This is a genomic window from Blautia sp. HCP3S3_H10_2, assembly GCF_052122375.1.
Classification (GTDB): domain Bacteria; phylum Bacillota; class Clostridia; order Lachnospirales; family Lachnospiraceae; genus Blautia_A.
Window position 1 is genome coordinate 1 of the sequence record NZ_JBQKCL010000017.1, and the last position, 20620, is coordinate 20620.

Here is a 20620-nt window from a genome sequence, read left to right on the forward strand (position 1 = left end):
AGAAACAGACCAAATCCGCCGAAGCCTCAATGAAATGTTTCCCGTTCGACTTGCATGTGTTAAGCACGCCGCCAGCGTTCATCCTGAGCCAGGATCAAACTCTCTGATAAAATGTAGTTTGATGCACTCAAGACAACCAACTAGCTTAGTTATCTCTCGTCATTACTGTTTTTTAAAGTTCATTCTCTTTGAATGATAATTGTAAAAGAAATTTTCGAGAATCGTATGTGTTTCACTGTTTAGTTATCAAGGTTGTTCGCTGTCATTTCTCTGCGACAGCTTGCTTATTTTACCTCATCTCTTTTCGTTTGTCAAGAACTTTTTTCATGTTTTTTCAAACTTTTTTGATGAAGTTTTTTGTCTTGTTGACGACTTGTCTACTTTATCATAAGTTAGAAGCTTTGTCAATATTTTTTTTAATTTTTTTCGAATTTTTCAAATTCTTCAAAAAATTAAAACGGAGAAGGAGGGATTTGAACCCTCGCGCCGCGTTAACGACCTATACCCTTAGCAGGGGCACCTCTTCGGCCTCTTGAGTACTTCTCCAGTCTCCGAACTACTTAACCAATGTTAAATTGTGGAGTGCGCGTTTTTCATAACGCATTTGTTATTATACGTAAAAGGTTACTTCTTGTCAACAACTTTTTTTAATTTTTTTACTTTTTTCAATAAGCTTTTTTCAATATCTTTTTTTCTATGACTTTTTCAATGTTTCTCATTCGCCTGAATTGTCTCTTCGATTCTTCTTTTTACTTCAGCCGCAATTTCTGTCGATTTCATATCTTTATATTCTTCATATTCCATAGGTTTCAAAAAATGGATCTGAACATCCAGCATTTTTGCGGAGCCGGTGTCAAAAGCTTTGTAAGAATCGATCAATGCCACTGGCACGATAGGGCATTTTGCTTTCATGGCAGCTTTAAAACTTCCACCTTTAAATTCCTGTGGATGATTTCCATTCTTACTTCTTGTTCCTTCTGCAAAAATGAGATAGTTTCTTCCCTTTTTTACCTCTTTTGTTACATTAATGATCACCTGCATAGACTGTTTGATATCTTCTCTGTCAATAAGAAAGGCTTTCATACAGGCAAATACCTGTTTCAAAAATGGTACATTTCCCACCTCTTTTTTCGCAACTACTGAGAACGGAACCGGGCACACTTCCATTATGGCAAGTACATCATACAAGCCTTGATGATTCGGATAGAATATAAACCCATTTTGTGAAGGAATGTTTTCTACTCCATGGGCATCTATGTGAAGATTTCCGCCACGATTAGCTGCATGATCGATTTTTTTCAGCATTGCGTAGCGTTGTTCTTCTGTATACTTGTCTACATGTGCAGCATACCAGTTCAGCATAATCCAGTAGTAGGGCACGAATAAAATATTTTTCAATACCATAACAATGATTCTTTTCATTTACGTTCTCCTTTTCAAACAGGCTCTGGAGCGTATTTGAAAAAAGCTTTCTGCAAGATGTGCGTCACAATTTGTGGGAGATTTTGTCTGATTGAAGGCGGCGTAGCGGGCTACGCCAACTGAAAGAAGGCAAAATATACCGCAAAGTGGGGCGTGCAGATTGCAGGAATGATTTTTCAAACACGCTCAAATTCGTAAAGCTCATAAAATGTACAGAATATGGCAAAAGGCCACTGCAAGATTCATTCATCCTGCAGCAGCCCCTTTCTATTCTGCGTTCAATTTATTCGCAATTTTCTCTTCATATCCCGGATTCTTTTTTATAAATACATTATATGCTTTTGTATAACTCTTATAAGAATCTGTCGTCATAAATTTCGCATAATCTGTCGCAGCCTGATTTCTCAGCTCATCTGTAATCTCAGAAGGTGACATCACATAATATTTGCCGGAATTTTTCTCAACCATATAAGTTCCCACACAAGGATACTCCTGGCTATTTTCTAAAACCAGGTTATAAATAATATACACATAAGTATAATCACCATTTTCGGAAAGCTTATCGCACTGCTCTACTTTTACTTTACCTGGTTTATGGGCAGCGAAATATTTCAAAGTGGCATCAATTTCACTTTGAAGAAGTTCGTTTGTGTCTTTATTCTGAGAATAGCACTTTTTCACATTTTTTTCGCTTCCACTTACGTAATTCTTTATAAGAGCCTCTACAACTCCTTCTGGTGACTTGTGATTTACACCACACCCGGACATTGCCATGGTCAAAACCAAAGCAATGCCCAGGATTAATATTCTGGTCTTCTTTTTCATTTTTACAGATTCCTTTTATTCTTCTTCATCTGTATCCTGTGAAGTCTCTTCTATAACCTCTTCCGGTTCTTCAACAGGCTCCTCACTGCTGCCATTTGCTGCATTTTCTTCTACTTTTTCCCGTACCTTGGCAAGACTGGCTACTGTTACACCCTCATCGAGATTGATCAGCTTCACACCAGATGTGATTCTTCCAAGAATGGAAATTCCGGCACAGGTAATACGAATAATGATTCCCTCTGTGGTGATCATCATGATCTCATTCTCTTCATTGACTGCTTTTGCTCCAATTACATTACCAGTCTTCTCGGTGATCTTATAGCATTTTACGCCCTTACCGCCACGGTTCTGGCAGGTAAATTCACTCATGGCAGTACGTTTACCCATACCATTTTCAGATACTACCAACAGGTAATCTCCCTGGGAATTCAGCTGCATTGCCACAATCTCATCTCCTGGATCGAGGTTCATGCCACGTACGCCCATAGAACTTCTTCCGGTACTTCTTACATCAGTTTCTTTGAAACGAATGCACATACCATCTTTCGTTACCAGCATAATATCTTTCGTATTGTCGGTAGCTTTCACTTCGATAAGCTCGTCGTCATCACGCAGTGTGATCGCAACAAGACCTGTCTTGCGCACATTTGCATACTCTTCCATTGGCGTTTTCTTCACAAGACCATTCTTGGTTGCCATAACCAGATACTTACCCTCTTCGAATTTGCGCATAGGAATAACGGCTGTAATACGTTCACCTGGCATAAGCTGCAGAAGGTTTACAATAGCTGTACCTCTTGCGGTTCTTCCTGCCTCCGGAATCTCGTATGCTTTCAGCCTGTATACACGTCCCGTATTTGTAAAGAACATCAGATAATGATGGGTGGTGGTCATAAGCAGTTCTTCGATGTAATCATCATCAATGGTTTGCATTCCCTTGATTCCACGTCCACCACGGTTCTGACTGCGGAAATTATCTACTGTCATTCGCTTGATATAACCAAGCTTTGTCATGGTAATGACAGTATTTTCCCTTGGGATCAGATCCTCTGTAGAAAGATCATATACATCGTAACCGATAGAAGTTTTTCTCTCATCGCCATATTTCTCAGCAATTGCAAGAATTTCCTCTCTTACCACGCGCAGAAGAAGATTTCTGTCTGCAAGAATTGCCAGGAATTTGCGGATTTTCTCCTCCAATTCTGCATATTCTGCTTCCAGCTTCTCTCTTTCCAGACCGGTAAGAGCTCTCAGACGCATATCTACAATGGCCTGGGCCTGCACATCTGTCAGCTCAAATCTGTCCATTAACTCCTGCTTGGCGATCTGGACATTACGGGCAGCACGAATGATACGGATAACCTCATCAATGTTATCCAGGGCTTTCAGCAAGCCCTCCAAAATATGGGCACGTTCCTGTGCTTTATTTAAATCATATTTGGTTCTTCTGGTAACTACATCCTCCTGGTGTGCCAGGTAATGCTCTAGAAGATCCTTCAGATTCAGTACCTTCGGAACCAGGCTGTCTCCCTGCGGAACCACGCAAAGCATGATCACACCAAAGGTATCCTGCAGCTGGGTATGCTTGTACAACTGGTTCAGTACAACGTTAGCATTTGCATCCTTGCGGAGATCGATACAGATACGCATACCCTCACGGCTGGAATGGTCATTCAGATCTGTGATTCCATCGATCTTTTTGTCACGGACAAGCTCCGCAATCTTCTGGATCAGGCGTGCTTTATTTACCAGATATGGAAGTTCTGTAACGATAATGCGGGACTTACCATTTGGCAGAGTCTCAATATTCGTCACGGCTCGCACACGGATTTTTCCACGGCCGGTACGGTATGCCTCCTCAATTCCCCTTCTTCCAAGAATTGTAGCGCCGGTAGGGAAATCAGGACCTTTTACAATATCAAGAAGCTCTTCGATAGTAGTCTCTCTCTGCTCCTCTACAGTATTATCGATAATTTTTACAACAGCATTAATAACCTCACGAAGATTGTGCGGCGGAATATTGGTAGCCATACCAACGGCAATACCGGTAGTACCATTTACCAGCAGATTTGGGAAACGGGATGGGAGCACCTTAGGCTCTCTCTCAGTTTCATCAAAGTTCGGCTGGAAGTCTACAGTATCTTTGTTAATATCAGCAAGCATCTCCATGGAAATCTTGCTCAGTCTGGCCTCTGTGTATCGCATGGCAGCTGCGCCGTCACCATCCACAGAACCGAAGTTTCCATGTCCGTCAACCAGCGGATAGCGGAAAGACCAGTCCTGGGCCATATTTACAAGTGCTCCGTAAATAGAGCTGTCACCATGAGGATGATATTTACCCATGGTATCACCAACGATACGGGCACATTTACGATGTGGCTTATCCGGACCGTTGTTCAATTCGATCATAGAATACAGCACTCTTCGCTGTACCGGTTTCAAACCATCCCTTACATCTGGAAGTGCTCTTGAGGCAATAACACTCATAGCATATTCGATGTAAGATTCTTTCATGGTTTTTTCCAGATCCACCTCATGGACCTGGTCAAAAATCTTGTCATCCATATTGTTCTATCTCCCCTAGATATCCAGATTCTTTACAAAGCGCGCGTTCTCTTCGATGAACTCACGTCTTGGCTCTACCTTGTCTCCCATCAAGGTGGTAAATACAAGGTCAATTTCTGAGGAAGCAGCCTCATCCATTGTTACACGGAGAAGAATACGCTTCTCCGGATCCATAGTGGTCTCCCAAAGCTGTTCCGCGTCCATCTCGCCCAGACCTTTGTATCGCTGGATCTTATTGTTGGAGTCTCGTCCGATTTCTGTAAGAATGGTATTCAGCTCATCATCATCATAAGCATACCATACCTTTTTGTTCTTCTCGATTTTGTACAGAGGCGGCTGTGCCAGATATACGTATCCCTGTTTGATCAGCTCCGGCATAAATCTGTACAGGAAAGTAAGAAGCAGTGTAGCGATATGCGCTCCATCCACATCGGCATCAGTCATGATGATGATCTTATGGTATCTCAGCTTGGAAATATCGAAATCATCATGGATTCCGGTACCAAATGCCGTGATCATCGCTTTAATCTCTGCATTTGCATAAATCTTGTCCAGACGTGCTTTCTCTACATTCAGGATCTTACCACGAAGAGGAAGGATTGCCTGTGTAGCACGGTTACGGGCTGTCTTCGCAGAACCACCCGCGGAATCTCCCTCTACGATATAAATCTCACAATTCTCAGGATTCTTATCAGAACAATCTGCAAGCTTACCAGGAAGAGACATGCTGTCCAGGGCGGATTTCCTTCTGGTAAGGTCTCGTGCCTTACGTGCTGCCTCTCTGGCTCTCTGTGCAAGCACTGACTTCTCTACAGTAGCTTTAGCCACAGTAGGATTCTGTTCCAGGAAAATCTCCAGCTGTTTGCTTACAACGCTGTCTACAGCCCCTCTTGCCTCGCTGTTGCCCAGTTTCTGCTTAGTCTGGCCTTCAAACTGAGGATTGCCGATTTTGACGCTGACAATGGCTGTCAGGCCCTCACGGATATCATCACCGGAAAGATTCGGCTCGCTGTCTTTCAGAAGCTTGTTCTTTCTGGCGTAATCATTAAATGTATTGGTAATGGCGTTTCTGAAACCTGTAATATGGGTACCGCCTTCAGGAGTGTTGATATTGTTTACAAAACCGTAAGTATTCTCTGTGTAAGAATCATTGTGTTGCATGGCAACTTCTACGGCTACGCCGTCCTTCTCACCCTCGCAGTAAATAATCTCCGGATACAGAGCTTCTTTGCTTCTGTTCAGATAAGTGACAAATTCGCGGATTCCACCCTCATAGTGGAAAGTTTTCTCACGCTCCATGCCTTCTCGCTTATCTACAAGTACGATCTTCAGTCCTTTGGTAAGAAATGCCATCTCTCGAAGACGCTGTTTCAGAATATCGTAATCGTATACTGTCTCTTCAAAGATCTGCTTGTCCGGAAGGAAAGTAACGGTAGTTCCTGTAAGATCTCCACACTCTCCTACGTCTTTCAGCGGATACATGGTCTTACCTCTTTCGTATCGCTGCTCATATTTCCTGCCTTCTCTGCAGACAGTAACCTCAAGCCACTCAGAAAGAGCGTTAACTACTGACGCTCCTACACCGTGAAGACCACCTGATACCTTGTATCCTCCACTACCGAATTTACCGCCGGCATGAAGAATGGTAAATACCACCTCCACAGCCGGGATACCAGCTTTATGATTAATTCCTACCGGAATGCCTCGTCCGTTATCTACAACTGTGATGGAGTTATCAGGATTGATTGCTACATTTATTTCTGTACAGTAACCGGCCAGTGCCTCATCTACGGCATTGTCCACGATTTCATATACCAGATGATGAAGACCGCGGCTGGATGTGCTTCCAATGTACATACCGGGTCTCTTACGAACGGCTTCCAGACCCTCCAGAATCTGGATTTGGTCCGCTCCGTATTCCGTATTTGTTTCGCCCATGATATTCCTCCTGCTATGATCTATTAAAACTCACAGGAGCTTCCTCGCAGCATCTTTCTGCTGCCTGTCTGTCTCCTGTTTTTGCGCATAAAAATACAAATTTATTATATCACAAAATCCCCGTTTTTGCCAGTTAAAAGCCATTTCTTGCATAAAAAGAGGCAACAGAATTTTTCGATTCTGCTGCCCTTCTTTTGTTCATTTTTTACTTATTGAATCAGAGCCTGATAAATATCCCTTTTTGACACGCCTCTGTCCTTTGCCACTTCTTTCATCGCTTCTTTTCGTGACAGGCCTTTCTCCTCGTAAATCTTCATATGCTCTTCTATCGAGATTTCCTTCCAGGATTCCTGGGCCTCCTGTACCATTTCTTTCCTGCTGCGTCCCTCAATTACCAGGACACATTCCCCAAGAGGCTTCTGATCCTTGTAATAAGCGATCAAGTCCTCTATCGTAGTACGGAATGCCGTTTCATGCTTCTTGGTAAGCTCCCGGCAAAGAGTCATTCTGCGGTTTCCTAAAGCCTGATACAATTCTTCCAGAGTACCAACCAGATGATGGGGTGCTTCGTAAAGAATGATCGTGCGGGTTTCATTTTTCAGTTCTTCCAGAATAGCTTTCCGTTCCTTTTTATCTGGTGGAAGGAAGGCTTCGAAAGCAAATCTGCGGGTAGAAAGTCCAGACAGGGTCAGTGCAGTAATACAGGCTGCCGGGCCGGGAAGAGAGGTCACTTCAATTCCGGCATCATAGCACATTGCAGCCAGCACTTCACCCGGATCAGAAATTCCAGGAGTTCCGGCATCTGTGATCAGTGCCACATTCAGCCCTTCCTGCATTTTCTCAATGAGAGTATAGGCTTTTTCCACCTTGTTGTATTCATGGTAACTGGTCATCGGTGTTTTTATGTCAAAATGATTGAGAAGCTTGATGCTGTTTCGGGTATCCTCCGCAGCGATCAGGTCCACTTCCTTCAGAACACGAAGCACACGAAGCGTGATATCCTCCAGATTTCCTATTGGCGTGGCACATAAATATAATTTACCGCTCATATTCTTTCCCCTTCTGTAACCATTGCAAAATCTATTTAACAGATACGCCAGATCAACGAGGTCTAGATCATATCATACATTTCCAGAATCTCTTTCGTATAAACACCAGGTTTCTCATACACGATCAGTGGTCTTTCCACTGTGATACGGGAATTTCCACCCTTCAATGCTTCTATCAGCACCATGTTCGGCTCCCGGTCGATATAAGGATAAACAAGCTGCATTCTTTTTGGTTCCAGCTTATATTTCGTGAGAACATTCATTATCTCTGTCAGCCTGAACGGTCTGTGTACCATATAAAAACGGCCTCTGTCGCCCAGAAGCTTAGACGCCTGGCTCACCACGTCCTCAAGAGTACACAGGATCTCATGTCTGGCAATCGCCTTGGGCATATGTGGATTGGTCAGTCCATGCTGTCCGATCATGTATGGCGGATTGCATGTGACAACATGAAAAGAAGCCGCCCCGAAAATGCTGACAGCCTCCTTAATATCACCTTGTCTGATACTGACCCTGTCCTCCAGGCTGTTATATTTCACACTTCTTGACGCCATTTCGGCGCACTCCTCCTGGATTTCCAGACCTGTAAAATGCTCCCCTTTAGTCTTAGCCGCAAGGAGTACCGGAATAATACCAGTTCCGGTTCCCATATCCAGAACCCTTTCTCCCTTTTTCACCCTGGCAAATCCAGACAGCAGAACAGCGTCCATACCGAAGCAGAATTTCTGGGGATCCTGGATGATATAATACCCGTTCTGCAGGTCATCCACCCGTTCGTTCTCCTTCACAAGATCATTAATCATTTAATTTGGAATCTCCCTTTTTATCTTCCAGATCCTGCAGTTCCTTTAATTCCTGTTCAGATACTTTTACTTTCTTTTTCTTGGAACGGAATTTCAGTTCTCCTACAGGAAATTCCTGAATCTCTTTCTCATCGCCAATTTCTACAACTACTTTTACAAGCTGGCGGAGTACATTTACACTCTGCACAGTACCCTGGATTCCATCGGGAGTGGTTACTGTATCTCCGATTCCAGGAAGTCTGCGGTTCAGCTCCTCATAGGTCTCCTGCTCATTTTTCAGACAACACATCAGTCTTCCACACACACCGGAAATCTTGGTCTGGTTCAGTGATAGATTCTGCTCCTTAGCCATTCGGATAGATACTGGTGCAAACTCCGAAAGGTAGGTATGGCAGCAAAGGCATCTGCCGCAGATACCGATTCCCCCGAGAATCTTCGTCTCATCTCTTACACCAATCTGTCGAAGCTCGATCCTGGTCTTGAAAATAGCTGCCAGGTCTTTTACCAGCTGACGGAAATCGATTCTGCCGTCTGCTGTAAAATAGAACAGCACTTTATTATTATCAAAGGTATACTCTGCATCGATCAGCTTCATCTCCAGTCCATGCTCGCGGATCTTCTTCTGGCAGATCTTAAACGCATCTTTCTCACGTTCTCTGTTATACCTCTCTCTGTCATCATCATCCTGGGTAGCTACCCGGAGTACTTCCTTCAAAGGATGTACCACCTGGTCATCCGCTACTTCTTTCGGTGCAAGCACCACCTTTCCATACTCAACACCGCGGGCTGTCTCTACGATTACATGATCACCCGGTTTCACTTTATAGTTCTTCGGATTGAAGTAATAAATCTTACCTACATTCCGGAATCTTACGCCTACTACTTTCGCCATTCTATTTCTCCCTGATCGTAAGGAACAGAAGCTCCAGAGCCAGCTCTGTATTTACATTTGCACGGAGACGTACCTTCGTCTTCTCCAGTGCATCCAGAATTTTCTCCAGATTCTCATAAGAACGCTGGCTTGCCTGTTCCCTTATATAATTTATTTCCTGTTTGAAAACAAGATTATCAACTTCCCTTGTAGCCTTAAACATCAATACATCACGGAACCAGAACTGGAAAAGATCCAGATAATCGCTGATGTTCTGCTTGTCATTTGCAAGCTCCTTGATTGCCTCTGTCAGCTCATATACCTCCATCCCATCTGCATTTTTCAGAATACGGAGGGCATTCTGGGTCATATCTGCAAAATCCTGGGATGTAGCAACCTGCTTCGCTCTTCCGATACTGCCGTGTGCATAGGAAGCATCGATCTCAGCCTGGTAATCCGGCACATGAAGATGCTCCATCAGATATTTCTTAACCAGACCGTCATCTACTACTTTCAGATCCAGACGGACACATCTGGAACGGATCGTAGGCAGCAAAGCATCGATATTGCTTGTAAGAAGCATGATGACTGCATATTCCGGCGGCTCCTCGATGGTTTTCAGAAGGGCATTCTGCGCCTGGGGATTCATCAGCTCTGCATCCGCCACAATATAAATCTTATACGGACTGCAATATGGCTTGATATCCACATCATTGATGACCTGTTCCCTGATCTCGTCAATTGTAATAACATTTGGCTTCTCATGGGTCACCATAATGATATCCGGGTGATTCTTACCAATAGCCTTCTTACAGGAATCGCAATGTCCGCAAGGCTCTGTACCGCCTTCCTCACACTGCAATGTCATGGCATAGGTTCCTGCCAGTAATTTCTTTCCAGAACCAGGGTCACCTGTAAAAATATACGAATGGGACACTTTCTCTGTCTGTATGGCATTCTTCAAATGTCTGATTATCTCTTCATGTCCTATTATATCGTTAAACCCTAACATCGGAATCACCTCACCCTATCATTTTCGCTGCTGTCTGGTATATTTACAGCTACATGTATTCTTTTTAATTTATAACTGTTAAGTTGACTCTGAACAGTTACTTTGATTTTATCATGTACCACAGAATCATGCTATAGTTTTTTGTGAATTTATTCTGAAATTCCAGAAACAAATGTGTGAACAATGCCATATAAAAGAGTTTATGAAAGCCTGATATAATCTGCGATTTCTTCTACACATTCTTCCAGACTGACATTCTGGAATCTTCTTTTGATTCCTGCTGCCTTAATTTTCTCTTCGGAAAAATCCTCCTGGTCTGCAAGAAATCTCCGGCACATTTCCTCATACCTTGGTGTTGTCTGACTTCGTTCCCTGTTCAACGCTCTGGCCAGACGCTCTCCATCCTCAACCTCAATATAAACCGGGCAAAGAGCTTCTTTCCCATAGTATTCTCTCATTTTTACATAAGATTCCAAAGTACCGATTCCAAGATAATCTGCCTTTTCCAGATTCACCTGTCCATCATCAGCTGTAAAATAAGTCCAGATTCCATGTACAGTCTGATATGCTCTTGCTTCGATCAGATTTCCCTTACTACGGAATTCTTCTAATTTCTTATCATCCACAAAATAATACTGTCTGCCATTCTCCTCTTCAGCTCTTATTGGCCGCGTCGTATACAGCACCAGTTTCTTCAGCTTCAACTCTTCATGTGCAGCCAGTCTTGCATAAATATGATCCTTCCCGGATGCACTCTTTCCCATAATGTAAAATATTTTTCCCATAGATTTTCAAACAGGCTCTAGAGCCTGCTCCCTTACCACATTTATTTTCTCATCATTCTCTCCACAAAGACCATGAAGATTCAGCCCCTGTTCCATGTATCTTCTCACATTCCGAATAAAAAGTCCAGTAATCTGTTCTCCCGGAACAATAATGGGAATCCCAGGTGGATAAAGGTATACGAACTCAGCAGAGATCTTGCCTACGCTTTCTTCCAGAATGCAAAGCTGGGATGGTGCATCCATTGCCTGGGCAATAGACATCATCTGCTTCATGGAACTGCTCTTATAAGAACTGTTCTTATAAGAACTGCTCTTACTTTCCATTTTAGCTGCTTCCAGCCTGTCAATCTCTTCCACTGCTTTACACAGTCTCTGGAATCCCTCTTTCGTATCCCCCACTGCTGCCAGGGCAAGCACATAATTTTCCGTGGTCATTTCCACTTCAATATGATATCTCTTTCGCAAAATTCCGGAAAGCTTCGGTCCATTTAAGGTACTGTTTTTCGTCGAGAGAAGCAGTTTCGAGCGGTCATAATCAAAAATTTCTCTTTTTTCCTGCGCTTCCTTCAAATTTTCTTCAGTAGGAATCAGACGTATATATTTACATTTTCCCAGTGTTTCTCTTGCTGCTTCCAGATTATCCGTAAATTCAGCAAACATTTTATGGCTGTCCTTCTCCAGCTTTGCCACACAGGCATCCAGACTGGACATCAAAATATAAGATGGACTGCTGGTCTCGTAAATTCCAAAAAATCTGTGGATCAGACTCTCGCTTACCCGGTCACTGCACAGGTGAAGCACTGCTGTCTGGGTCATAGCTGGCAAAGTTTTATGAAAGCTCTGGATCACCACATCTGCACCCAGATCAACTGCTGACACTGGAAAATACTCTGAAAACCGGAAATGCGCGCCATGGGCTTCATCCACGATTAAAGGTACGCCATGTCTGTGTGCAGTCTCTGCGATTTTCTGCACATCCGAAACCACACCGTCGTAAGTAGGCGATGTGATCAGAACTGCCTCTATCTCAGGATTTTCTTCCAGACATCTTTCCACACGGGATACGGAAATGGCGCCATTTATCCCCAAATCGTTATCTGAATGTGGATAAATGTATGTGGGAATCAATTCTCTCAGATAAATTGCGTGATAAACAGCTTTATGGCAGTTTCTGGCAACCAGAATCTGACCGCCCTTTTTTACTGCGGCAGAAATAGCGGTGAGAAGTCCGGCTGTACTTCCATTTACACTGAAAAAGCTTTTCCTGGTTCCATACATTCTGGACAAGGCATTCTGCGCTTCCAGCAGGATTCCCTCAGAATGATGCAGATCATCGAATCCATCTATTTCTGTAATGTCCCGGTCAATGGGAAAATCTCCTTCCATACATGCCTGGTTTCTCTTATGGCCTGGCATGTGAAAAGGATAAAAATCTGACTTGCCATAATTCTCCAGTTCTTTATACAGTCTTTCCATTTTACCTCACAGTCCGATACGGACTCCACTTTCATGAGTCCATCTTACAGGTCACTTTGTCTTCTTTATACTTTAAATCTATAGCCCGTTTGGACCACCCCGGAATCCCTCTTTTTACCACGTTTTTCCTTGGAAAAACCCTTTATTTATGGGAAGAATTCCGCTTTTTTCCTTTTTTATTTTTTTAATCGAATCTTTAACCTTTTTTGTTTTGGTAGGTTCTTTGGTAGTTTTTGCAGTAGTTTTTAAAAACTACCAGAATTTTCATCAAATTTCAAGTTTTTCAGAAAGTGCTCCTCAAGCGTCTGCATTATTACTCTTTTTCAAGTACAAATGAGGATACTATACTTTCCGAAGAACACCCCACTTCGCACTTTACCAGAGCATTAGTCGCAGCGCTGTACTGGCTCCCGATCCTGATCTTTTACAAGCATTTTTTCAGCTCTTGCCTTGTATTCCATGAGCCGGAAAACGTAGTCTGGCATAGATCTTTTTCCAGCCTCCCAATCAGTTACTGTACGATACGGGATATCAAAGTATTCACAGAATTCTCTTCTGTTCATATTCATACTTTCTCTAAGTGACTTTACTTCCTTCTGAACATCCATGATTATAACCACCTCTATCAATAATAGCTTATCATATGTTATGCATTGCATCAATAGGCATTTTGAAATATTATTCCTTAAAAAGGTAACGCTTTTCCCTGCCATTTTTGAGTTCATGGACAATGGTACCACCTATATGAAAATAGCGCCCACAGAGCCCATTATATGCGGTCTCCGAATGCAAAAAGCGTTACCTTTATTTCATTCCGGATAAGAAATGTGTCATGCACAGAGGCAGAATCGCTATAATAGATAAATCTGTCTTATTCCTATCAGTCTTGTTATTATTAGTATTATTAGTGTGTTTTTCGTGGAGGTCTAGACCTCTATTTTGTGGAGATCTAGATCTCTTTTCTGTGGAGGTCTGGACTATTTTCTGTAGAGGTCTGGATCTCCTTTTTGTGGAGATCAGAAATAATTATCATTACCGACTTGATTAAAATGAAGTTGCAGCCATTTCAAAAGCTGTATTCTCTATTCAAAAAATGGGAAGCATTCTCAGCTTCCCAATCGTTAATATTCATCTGCTTACAGCATGTTGTACCATGCCCAGAATGAATTGGAAAAAATCATAATCTTTGATCCGACCCTTTCCGTTCTAAAAGGTGCTTCCTTCAAATACTGATATGCCAGATTTTCTCCAATCCCAAAGATTTCCATCATATCTTTTACCGTAAGAAACAATTTGTTTTTATATTTATCCGGATAATTAATTTCTGCCATTTAACTTGTCTCCTTCCGTTACATTTCTAATATTTTTTGTAATTCCATTGTCTTCCCTGCGCAAGGAAAGACAAACATTATGAAATGCCCCCTTCTGTTTTTTGCACAGATCTGGAACAGAATCTGTTATCGCAAGTAAGATTCAGGCTAAAATCTTACAAAACCTATTGCTCTTTAATCCACTGAGCATCACGTTTCAGTATATGCCATAAATTATCCAACATGCCTTTCACCTCAACTATATCTTCAGGTGTTGCTGCACCAGTCGTATTTGCAACTTTTGCAAGCTGATTTACATTCACACCAATCTTGTGCATCTCCTGAAACATTTCTTTTTGGTATGTCATATCAACATTCGCAACGATACCATCAATTGCCATTTTTCTGAGATACGCACCCATATTATTTGTCTTTGCCATGTACATTTTTCTACGGATCAACTTCTTTTCTTCTGATGTAACCCAGAAGCGCATCTGAATATTTCTTTTTCTGTTTTCCATAATTTTTTCCTTTCATTTTTTTCTTTTTTCAGAATTGGTCAGGGATCCGGTTCTGTTTTCGTCAGATGGGGCACCACTGGCTGTCCTTGCTCTACTAAACAATCCCTTCATATTCTAAGGACAAAGTTTTTTCCAAAAATAAAGGAAATTTTGAAAAATATTCATCCGTTAAAAATAATAGCGGCACACCCTCAGGTGCACCGCCGGATAAATTCCCCATCATCTGGGAACTTCATACAATATTGAAATATACGAGTTTTTTCGAGTGCTTTTCGAGTTTTTCCGAGTGAACACTCGTATCATGACTTAACAAGAACATATTTTGAAGCTTTTCCTTTACCGATCATATCGATAATATTTTCTTTTCGCATTTTATCAATTGTTGCTCTGGCCTGCTGTTTTGTAAATCCACAGAGTTCCTGGATCGATACATTTGTAATGGTACCATTCGTTTCAAGATAATCCACAATCATCTGTTTTGCCTTTATATACTGGACAACCTTATCACGCGTATATTGTACATCTGATTTGACCATTTCATAAACTCTGGCCGTCAGCATATATTCCTTACCAACAGTTTCTATCAATCCCAGTTTTACCAGATTAAGGCAACATTTCCTTGTATCTTCTAAGGATAGCTGTACCGGGTCTTTTGCATCAGACAACTTAATTTGCTTATTTTCTGTTACATATCTCAGGATCATTAACTCCGCTAATGATAAAATAATCTGCTTTTTCTCTTGCTCGGCAACAACAAACTTTACAAAAGACATATCTTCAACCGAACTACGCAATGTCAAAGAAACAGCATCGCTAAACACATGATATTCCGGATATGGTTTTCCCATAGATACCATTTCCCGATAAATAATATCCACGCCCTGTCCGGTGCTCTACACATATTTTAAATGCTGTAACGTCTCGGCAATTAGCTTGTTACGAGAAGCTGATGGATGTGTAATGATATTCTTTTCCGTGATACCGTCCAAAAATCCACCTGGATTCTCGATCACAATTTTATCCGGATAATGCTTTACATATACAGCACTCATACTCTGATAGTCCCTGTGAGACATCGCATTTAACAATGCTTCCTGAAATACTTTTTCCGAAAAATCCGCTATCTCCAACCGGAACAGTCCAATCTGAACATTCAAAATCCGGTTATCGTTTTGTATAATTTCCGTAAGTCGATCCAAGACTGATACAATCGGCTGACGCATATCCAATCGTGCATCATATTCTTCCAGGTTATCTGCACTGTAATGTAAATAAATCACTTCTGCTGATGGCAGCAATCTGCTTATGGATGACTGTTTTCCTACGAATAACAGTCCAGCAACTGTCAGCTTTTCAATTTCTCCATCTGTTTTTATCAGTCCTAAATCTCTCAAAAATGCAAAATCTTCAGAATCCGGAAGTGATTTCCCACCATCAGCGGCAGCGCAAAGAATAAGATTCTCTTCCATATTGGTTCCTCCGTCATCTGAGACGCTGCCTGTGTATGCGTATTCACAAAATCTCCCTCTTTCGTAGTCATTTCTTATGATTCTCTCTCTATGACACACAAACAGAACCAATCTGTCACCTGAAATTTCATCTACTCTTCCACATATATGTATCCGTCTTCAACATTGAAAACTGCCACATCTGACCAGAGGTCATTTCCCCGGCAATCCGTCAGTTGAAACATCATTGCAAAGTTTCCGTCTCCCAGATCTTCCTCCGCAAATCCGGTATCTTCCGTCACTTCAAACTCCTCAGCTTCAAATAATTCAAATTCATCATCGCCGGATATGTCAGACACATAGAGCAAAGTAGTCAGTTGATCTCCCGGTCTCAGTTTCACCAGATTACGGTCTGACATACCATTGTCATCCAGTCCCCTTCTGGCACCTAATATCTCATATTTATTTTCAAGATAATCATAAACAACATGAAGCTGATATTCTGTGCCATTTAGCAGCACCGGAACCAGATACAGGTTGTAATCCTCCCCTTCATAAACAATTTCCATATAACACAGGTGACCGTCTATGGCTCCCCATACATCCCGAAAATTGTCGCGGAATATTCCATTTTCCCAATCCACATCCAGATCATTATCACTGCCCAGCCAGATTGCAATATCATCTTCTTCATCCATATATGCCAGCTGGAAGTAAACTCCAATCAGCGCATTGACCGTATTCTCGTCCAGTTCAATGGCAGCATATCCATTCTCATCGATATATACAGGAATTTCATCCATATCAGCAAATTCAAATACAGGAACTTCCTCTAAATCGGCTATTGTATAGTTCCCGGATTCCAGATATTCCTGAAAACTCTCCGTAACCTCTCCTGTCAGGCAATATTCGTAAAACTCGATAAATGAGGAGCTGACACACTGCATTGCATACTGCTCCAGTTCCTCTTCATCACTGTTATAAGAAAAATAACACGAGAGTCCTGAGGATTCCCTCTTATATGGACCATTTATTTTATAAAGGACACAGCTCTCAAGTGCGTTCAGCAATTCTTCTGAATATTGGGGCAGATTGTGTGAATTCTGCCGGATCAGATCTCCCAGATCCACTAAATTCGCATATCCTGATGAATCCGTATTGCCTCCATAGTTCTCAGCCTGCATGGCAGCTCTGCTGAACTCCATATAAAAAGCTGCATCTTCATATTGGTGTTCGATAGCCTCCTGTCCAATCCTTTCATACATCTCGATCAGATTCGGAACAAGTGACAAATTAATCAGCGAAAGTGTGACCTCATCCCCTACACCTTCTTCTATGCAGCCCTCCAGATAGGAATCACAGATCACAGTCCCAAGCCGGGAACCATCCATTGCTGTGTCAGATGCCAGTGCTCCCATCCATCCGGAATAATTCCATCCACAGCCAGGCTCCATTTCTTCACTTGCCACCAGATAACGTGCAACATCCGTAAATCTTCCCGCCGTGTCAATCGTAGCCATCAGGCAGGCATCAAAACCAACCAGTTCCAAAGGGGGATTTTGTTCTGAAAGATCATATACCTGAGCAAAGGCTTCATGAAACTCATCCAGTGTCAGGGAATCATAATCATACATTTCATCAAAAACTGCACCCTGTACGCTTCCTCCTCCATGATCCCAAAAAATCACCGCCTCATGGTCGGCAGGATAGTTATCATGGCAGAACTTCAGAAAATCTGACAGAGTCTCGGCATCTCCCATACTTGCTGATTCTTCCTGCGCCGCACACCAGAATCCTTCTTGTGTATATACATAGCGTTCCAGATATCCGGCTTCCACTATCTCATTCTGCCAGCTATATGCACCGCCTGTTTCAATCACTACAGTCACATTTTCCGGCAGGTCAACTTCCAGCAGTTCCATCAGATCTGCCGTCGCAGCACCATAATCACTTTCCAGATCACTGCCGCACAGATACCAGTAGATTGCCCAGCTTTCCTCTGAAGCATCCACTATTTCAAATGAAAAAAGGGTAATTATTATCATGCTCACCATACATATGCACAGTACCAAATTTGTTTTTCTGTTTTTCATAATCTACCTCTTAAATACTATCTCATATTATTTTCAGACTTTTGGCTTTCTGCACGGCATCCGTTTTTCCTTTTACATTCAGTTTCCGGTAATTCTCCGCCGCATGGTATTTTATCGTTGTTTCCGCCAGCCCTATAGTCTGGGCGATCTGCCGGATAGTCATTCCCTCGGCCTGTAGCTGCAGAATACGGATCGCATGTTCGCTGAAGTCTTTTATTGCGGCATTTTCTGCATTCAGATAACCCGGATAATAGTTTGCAATCTTTTCCGTCTCCGTATAAACCTTCTTCCACCATTCCTTCTCTTTCCTGGTTTCCGGACTGTAATTTACCCGTATTTTTTTCAGAAGAGGAAATACGGCAGCCCCCTCCTGAGAGATGATTCTGACAAAACCGTACTCACCTGCTTTTTTTAACAGTTTCAGAAACAATTCCTGCCATTCCTCTCCCATCCGGTCCAATATGATACTTTCCAGAATGTCCACTTCCATGGACAGGTACGGCCTGTCGTACTGCTCTGCGTAATACTGCAGTCGTTCCAGCAATGAGAGGCCTTTTATATATTCTGCCCGCAAGATATAATAACGCACCTTAGTCAGATACCGGTATCGCTCCATAATAAAAAAAGTTTCGTTTTCATCTGGTGCCTCTTTTATCCATTCCTGAATTGCAGCCTGATTATTTTCATAAAAATGCAGTCTGCATCGAAAAGCCTGCAAATTCAAAAACAACTGTCTGGCATCTTCTTTATCCAGTTTTCTTTCATAAGAGTCCAGTTGCTTCTGTGCGAGGGCAAGATCGCCTCCAACGAGATGCAGTCGGCTTTGCAGCCCTATGATTGCAAACGTCAGCTCTTTTTTTCCACCATTTTCAGCCTCTATCTGTGCCTTGGACAACAGTCTAAGGGTTTCGAAATTGTTTTCGCCCTTCTCAAAAAAGCTCTCACCGAGCGCTTCATTTACCAGTCCTTTTCCATATTTTCCAAGTACAAAGGTGACTGGTTTGCCGATTGTCGCCGCCAGCTCTCTGTCACGCTTGCTCCACTCGGAAAAATCCTTCCCTCCATTCATAACGCTGGGCAGATTGCTGGTAAGTGAAAACTCAGGTATGGCCAGGTCGCAGGATAGAATAAGCTTTGCCATGCTTACCAGAATCTCTGTCAAACCTTTGATGCCTCTGTGTGGAAGCGCTACTGTCAAATAAGCCAGTCTTGCCTCCGCATTTCGTCGTGCTATCCCTTTTTCCATTTTTGAATAATTTTCAAGCTTATGATACCAGTATTCACTTTCCTCCGGCTGCATCAGGAGGGAATAAAGCATACTGAGAGCCCCCATAAGTTCTGGTTCACCTTCCACCTCTTCTTCAGTAAGCCGCAGATAATAGTTCCGGAGTTCAAAATAAAATCCTGCCGCCGGGTTCTGTCTTGCATTGCGCAGCAGTATATCACGGATTTTTTTTTCGTTTCCGCTTCGCTCGTACATTCTCAGAGCTTCTAAAAGCCTGTCGTGAATTTCATAATAGAGTCCTGCATTATATTGAAGTTCTTTGATCCACTCCCGCCCATATTCTTTTGCTGCATAACTGCGTAGGGAAATCAGCAGTGTCGGCCTGATGTAATAAATACCCTGATGTTGAAATAGAAAATTTCCGGTTTCTCTGCTCTTTTCAATAAGTGAGCAAACTCTTGGATTTCCGGTGATAAATTCAGCCAGCTCCAGATCAAACTCCTCAACTACGCTTACTTTAACCAGAAAATCCAGTACCTCTTTATCCCAGACGGGAAGAAGATTTTTCTCAATATAAGCTGACATTAATTCGGTATTTCTGCTGGTTAACTCAGGCCCTATTTTATATCCCTCAAGTACCTGCTGCATCGTCTGGAGAACTACAAACCCATTCCCTTCCGAATACTTTTCTGAGTAAGCCAATTCTTCTTCTGTCAGCTCCAGGCCATGCCTGAGTCCCATCTCACGGATTTCCGATTTTCTCAATCGCATATCATCCTCAGAAATAATCATCATATTCGTTTTGAAATACGATTCCAGTATCCAGAATGGTACCGGACTCCTTCCAATCAAAATCAACCATACATTCTCTGCCAAAATCAATTCACAGATTTTCTGTCTTACCCTGTCTCCATAGGCCGCCTGAATATCATCAATGACAAGAATATCACAGTTTTTTCCCCAGGAAACCCCTTCATCCAAAATCTTGGCATAGTCCTGACACGAAAAATACACATAATTACGAAATTTCAAAAATTGCTTTACAAATTCTGTTTTTCCATAACATGTCGCACCATAGATATAAACCGTCTGCCTTTTCTTTTTCGCCTGCTGCATTTTTTTCTTTGCGGCCTCAGGCATTACATAAATTCTATCCGCTTTTTTTGACACACATTTTTCCCTCCGTTGACCAAACATACTGTCCCATATAGCTGATTCTATTATAAACTGATTTTTTTCAAATAGTAACTGTACAAAAGTCCAGTTTATCGTGTTTT

Annotated in this window: 18 protein-coding genes, 1 tRNA gene, 1 rRNA gene and 2 pseudogenes; 1 reads left to right on the forward strand and 21 read right to left on the reverse strand. The window is 42.3% G+C overall.

Annotated elements, in window-relative coordinates:
* From ACTQWB_RS15775 to ACTQWB_RS15790, 4 genes and pseudogenes are all read right to left on the reverse strand, one after another.
* Window positions 1–110 (reverse strand): 16S ribosomal RNA (locus tag ACTQWB_RS15775); the annotation flags it as partial.
* 348 nt (window positions 111–458) lie between these two features.
* Window positions 459–546: transfer RNA gene (locus ACTQWB_RS15780), tRNA-Ser, on the reverse strand.
* A gap of 159 nt (window positions 547–705) precedes the next feature.
* Complete coding sequence (locus ACTQWB_RS15785) at window positions 706–1422, reverse strand: lysophospholipid acyltransferase family protein (RefSeq protein ID WP_441502479.1); 717 nt, start codon at window positions 1420–1422, stop codon at window positions 706–708.
* Window positions 1423–1542: pseudogene (locus ACTQWB_RS15790) on the reverse strand (DUF6783 domain-containing protein); the annotation flags it as partial.
* Between ACTQWB_RS15790 and ACTQWB_RS15795 the strand changes: the two are divergent.
* Window positions 1513–1620, forward strand: a pseudogene (locus ACTQWB_RS15795) (DUF6783 domain-containing protein). The pseudogenes ACTQWB_RS15790 and ACTQWB_RS15795 overlap by 30 nt on opposite strands.
* A gap of 69 nt (window positions 1621–1689) precedes the next feature.
* Here ACTQWB_RS15795 and ACTQWB_RS15800 read toward each other — a convergent pair.
* From ACTQWB_RS15800 to ACTQWB_RS15880, 17 genes are all read right to left on the reverse strand, one after another.
* Window positions 1690–2247, reverse strand: a complete 558-nt coding sequence (locus tag ACTQWB_RS15800) for a hypothetical protein (RefSeq protein WP_441502478.1) — start codon at window positions 2245–2247, stop codon at window positions 1690–1692.
* Between the two features lie 15 nt (window positions 2248–2262).
* Window positions 2263–4812 (reverse strand): DNA gyrase subunit A, encoded by a 2550-nt coding sequence (gene gyrA / locus ACTQWB_RS15805; RefSeq protein ID WP_441502477.1) that lies wholly within the window; start codon window positions 4810–4812, stop codon window positions 2263–2265.
* A gap of 15 nt (window positions 4813–4827) precedes the next feature.
* A complete protein-coding gene (gyrB, locus tag ACTQWB_RS15810) occupies window positions 4828–6750 on the reverse strand; it encodes a DNA topoisomerase (ATP-hydrolyzing) subunit B (protein WP_441502476.1) in 1923 nt (640 codons plus the stop codon).
* Window positions 6751–6959: 209 nt separating this feature from the next.
* Window positions 6960–7799: a 16S rRNA (cytidine(1402)-2'-O)-methyltransferase gene (rsmI, locus tag ACTQWB_RS15815; RefSeq protein WP_441502475.1), complete on the reverse strand. Its 840-nt coding sequence runs from the start codon at window positions 7797–7799 to the stop codon at window positions 6960–6962.
* A gap of 62 nt (window positions 7800–7861) precedes the next feature.
* Window positions 7862–8602 (reverse strand): tRNA1(Val) (adenine(37)-N6)-methyltransferase, encoded by a 741-nt coding sequence (locus ACTQWB_RS15820; RefSeq protein ID WP_441502474.1) that lies wholly within the window; start codon window positions 8600–8602, stop codon window positions 7862–7864.
* Window positions 8595–9494 carry a PSP1 domain-containing protein gene (locus ACTQWB_RS15825; protein WP_441502473.1) on the reverse strand — a complete coding sequence of 300 codons (900 nt, stop codon included), beginning with the start codon at window positions 9492–9494 and terminating at the stop codon, window positions 8595–8597. Before ACTQWB_RS15825 ends, ACTQWB_RS15820 begins: the two co-directional genes overlap by 8 nt.
* A 1-nt stretch (window position 9495) precedes the next feature.
* Window positions 9496–10485 (reverse strand): DNA polymerase III subunit delta', encoded by a 990-nt coding sequence (gene holB / locus ACTQWB_RS15830; RefSeq protein WP_441502472.1) that lies wholly within the window; start codon window positions 10483–10485, stop codon window positions 9496–9498.
* Between the two features lie 200 nt (window positions 10486–10685).
* Entirely contained in the window at window positions 10686–11270 is a 585-nt protein-coding gene (locus tag ACTQWB_RS15835) for a guanylate kinase (RefSeq protein ID WP_441502471.1), read from the reverse strand.
* Between the two features lie 6 nt (window positions 11271–11276).
* Window positions 11277–12746 (reverse strand): aminotransferase class I/II-fold pyridoxal phosphate-dependent enzyme, encoded by a 1470-nt coding sequence (locus tag ACTQWB_RS15840; RefSeq protein WP_441502470.1) that lies wholly within the window; start codon window positions 12744–12746, stop codon window positions 11277–11279.
* A 386-nt stretch (window positions 12747–13132) separates the two neighbouring features.
* Window positions 13133–13471 (reverse strand): helix-turn-helix domain-containing protein, encoded by a 339-nt coding sequence (locus tag ACTQWB_RS15845; RefSeq protein WP_441502469.1) that lies wholly within the window; start codon window positions 13469–13471, stop codon window positions 13133–13135.
* Between the two features lie 411 nt (window positions 13472–13882).
* Window positions 13883–14077: a hypothetical protein gene (locus tag ACTQWB_RS15850; protein WP_441485336.1), complete on the reverse strand. Its 195-nt coding sequence runs from the start codon at window positions 14075–14077 to the stop codon at window positions 13883–13885.
* Between the two features lie 164 nt (window positions 14078–14241).
* Window positions 14242–14577: a plasmid mobilization protein gene (locus ACTQWB_RS15855; protein WP_441502468.1), complete on the reverse strand. Its 336-nt coding sequence runs from the start codon at window positions 14575–14577 to the stop codon at window positions 14242–14244.
* 94 nt (window positions 14578–14671) lie between these two features.
* On the reverse strand, window positions 14672–14800 hold the full coding sequence (locus tag ACTQWB_RS15860) for a hypothetical protein (protein WP_441502467.1): 129 nt from the start codon (window positions 14798–14800) through the stop codon (window positions 14672–14674).
* A gap of 76 nt (window positions 14801–14876) precedes the next feature.
* Window positions 14877–15425 (reverse strand): hypothetical protein, encoded by a 549-nt coding sequence (locus ACTQWB_RS15865; protein ID WP_441502466.1) that lies wholly within the window; start codon window positions 15423–15425, stop codon window positions 14877–14879.
* A 45-nt stretch (window positions 15426–15470) separates the two neighbouring features.
* Window positions 15471–16046 carry an ATP-binding protein gene (locus tag ACTQWB_RS15870; RefSeq protein WP_441502465.1) on the reverse strand — a complete coding sequence of 192 codons (576 nt, stop codon included), beginning with the start codon at window positions 16044–16046 and terminating at the stop codon, window positions 15471–15473.
* A 131-nt stretch (window positions 16047–16177) separates the two neighbouring features.
* Window positions 16178–18118, reverse strand: a complete 1941-nt coding sequence (locus tag ACTQWB_RS15875) for a clostripain-related cysteine peptidase (RefSeq protein ID WP_441502464.1) — start codon at window positions 18116–18118, stop codon at window positions 16178–16180.
* 22 nt (window positions 18119–18140) lie between these two features.
* Window positions 18141–20513, reverse strand: coding sequence for a LuxR C-terminal-related transcriptional regulator (locus ACTQWB_RS15880; protein WP_441485178.1), 2373 nt, complete (start codon window positions 20511–20513; stop codon window positions 18141–18143).
* Window positions 20514–20620: the final 107 nt, after the last annotated feature.

Bases quoted from the DNA above. Each gene is read 5' to 3' on its own strand.
- ACTQWB_RS15865 (WP_441502466.1), bottom strand. From the start codon at position 15,425: ATGGGAAAACCATATCCGGAATATCATGTGTTTAGCGATGCTGTTTCT.
- gyrB (WP_441502476.1), bottom strand. From the start codon at position 6,750: ATGGGCGAAACAAATACGGAATACGGAGCGGACCAAATCCAGATTCTG.
- ACTQWB_RS15820 (WP_441502474.1), bottom strand. From the start codon at position 8,602: ATGATTAATGATCTTGTGAAGGAGAACGAACGGGTGGATGACCTGCAG.
- ACTQWB_RS15800 (WP_441502478.1), bottom strand. From the start codon at position 2,247: ATGAAAAAGAAGACCAGAATATTAATCCTGGGCATTGCTTTGGTTTTG.
- ACTQWB_RS15785 (WP_441502479.1), bottom strand. From the start codon at position 1,422: ATGAAAAGAATCATTGTTATGGTATTGAAAAATATTTTATTCGTGCCC.
- ACTQWB_RS15835 (WP_441502471.1), bottom strand. From the start codon at position 11,270: ATGGGAAAAATATTTTACATTATGGGAAAGAGTGCATCCGGGAAGGAT.
- ACTQWB_RS15845 (WP_441502469.1), bottom strand. From the start codon at position 13,471: ATGAACTCAAAAATGGCAGGGAAAAGCGTTACCTTTTTAAGGAATAAT.
- ACTQWB_RS15875 (WP_441502464.1), bottom strand. From the start codon at position 18,118: ATGAAAAACAGAAAAACAAATTTGGTACTGTGCATATGTATGGTGAGC.
- ACTQWB_RS15860 (WP_441502467.1), bottom strand. From the start codon at position 14,800: ATGATGGGGAATTTATCCGGCGGTGCACCTGAGGGTGTGCCGCTATTA.
- ACTQWB_RS15850 (WP_441485336.1), bottom strand. From the start codon at position 14,077: ATGGCAGAAATTAATTATCCGGATAAATATAAAAACAAATTGTTTCTT.
- ACTQWB_RS15840 (WP_441502470.1), bottom strand. From the start codon at position 12,746: ATGGAAAGACTGTATAAAGAACTGGAGAATTATGGCAAGTCAGATTTT.
- ACTQWB_RS15825 (WP_441502473.1), bottom strand. From the start codon at position 9,494: ATGGCGAAAGTAGTAGGCGTAAGATTCCGGAATGTAGGTAAGATTTAT.
- ACTQWB_RS15855 (WP_441502468.1), bottom strand. From the start codon at position 14,577: ATGGAAAACAGAAAAAGAAATATTCAGATGCGCTTCTGGGTTACATCA.
- ACTQWB_RS15870 (WP_441502465.1), bottom strand. From the start codon at position 16,046: ATGGAAGAGAATCTTATTCTTTGCGCTGCCGCTGATGGTGGGAAATCA.
- holB (WP_441502472.1), bottom strand. From the start codon at position 10,485: ATGTTAGGGTTTAACGATATAATAGGACATGAAGAGATAATCAGACAT.
- rsmI (WP_441502475.1), bottom strand. From the start codon at position 7,799: ATGAGCGGTAAATTATATTTATGTGCCACGCCAATAGGAAATCTGGAG.
- gyrA (WP_441502477.1), bottom strand. From the start codon at position 4,812: ATGGATGACAAGATTTTTGACCAGGTCCATGAGGTGGATCTGGAAAAA.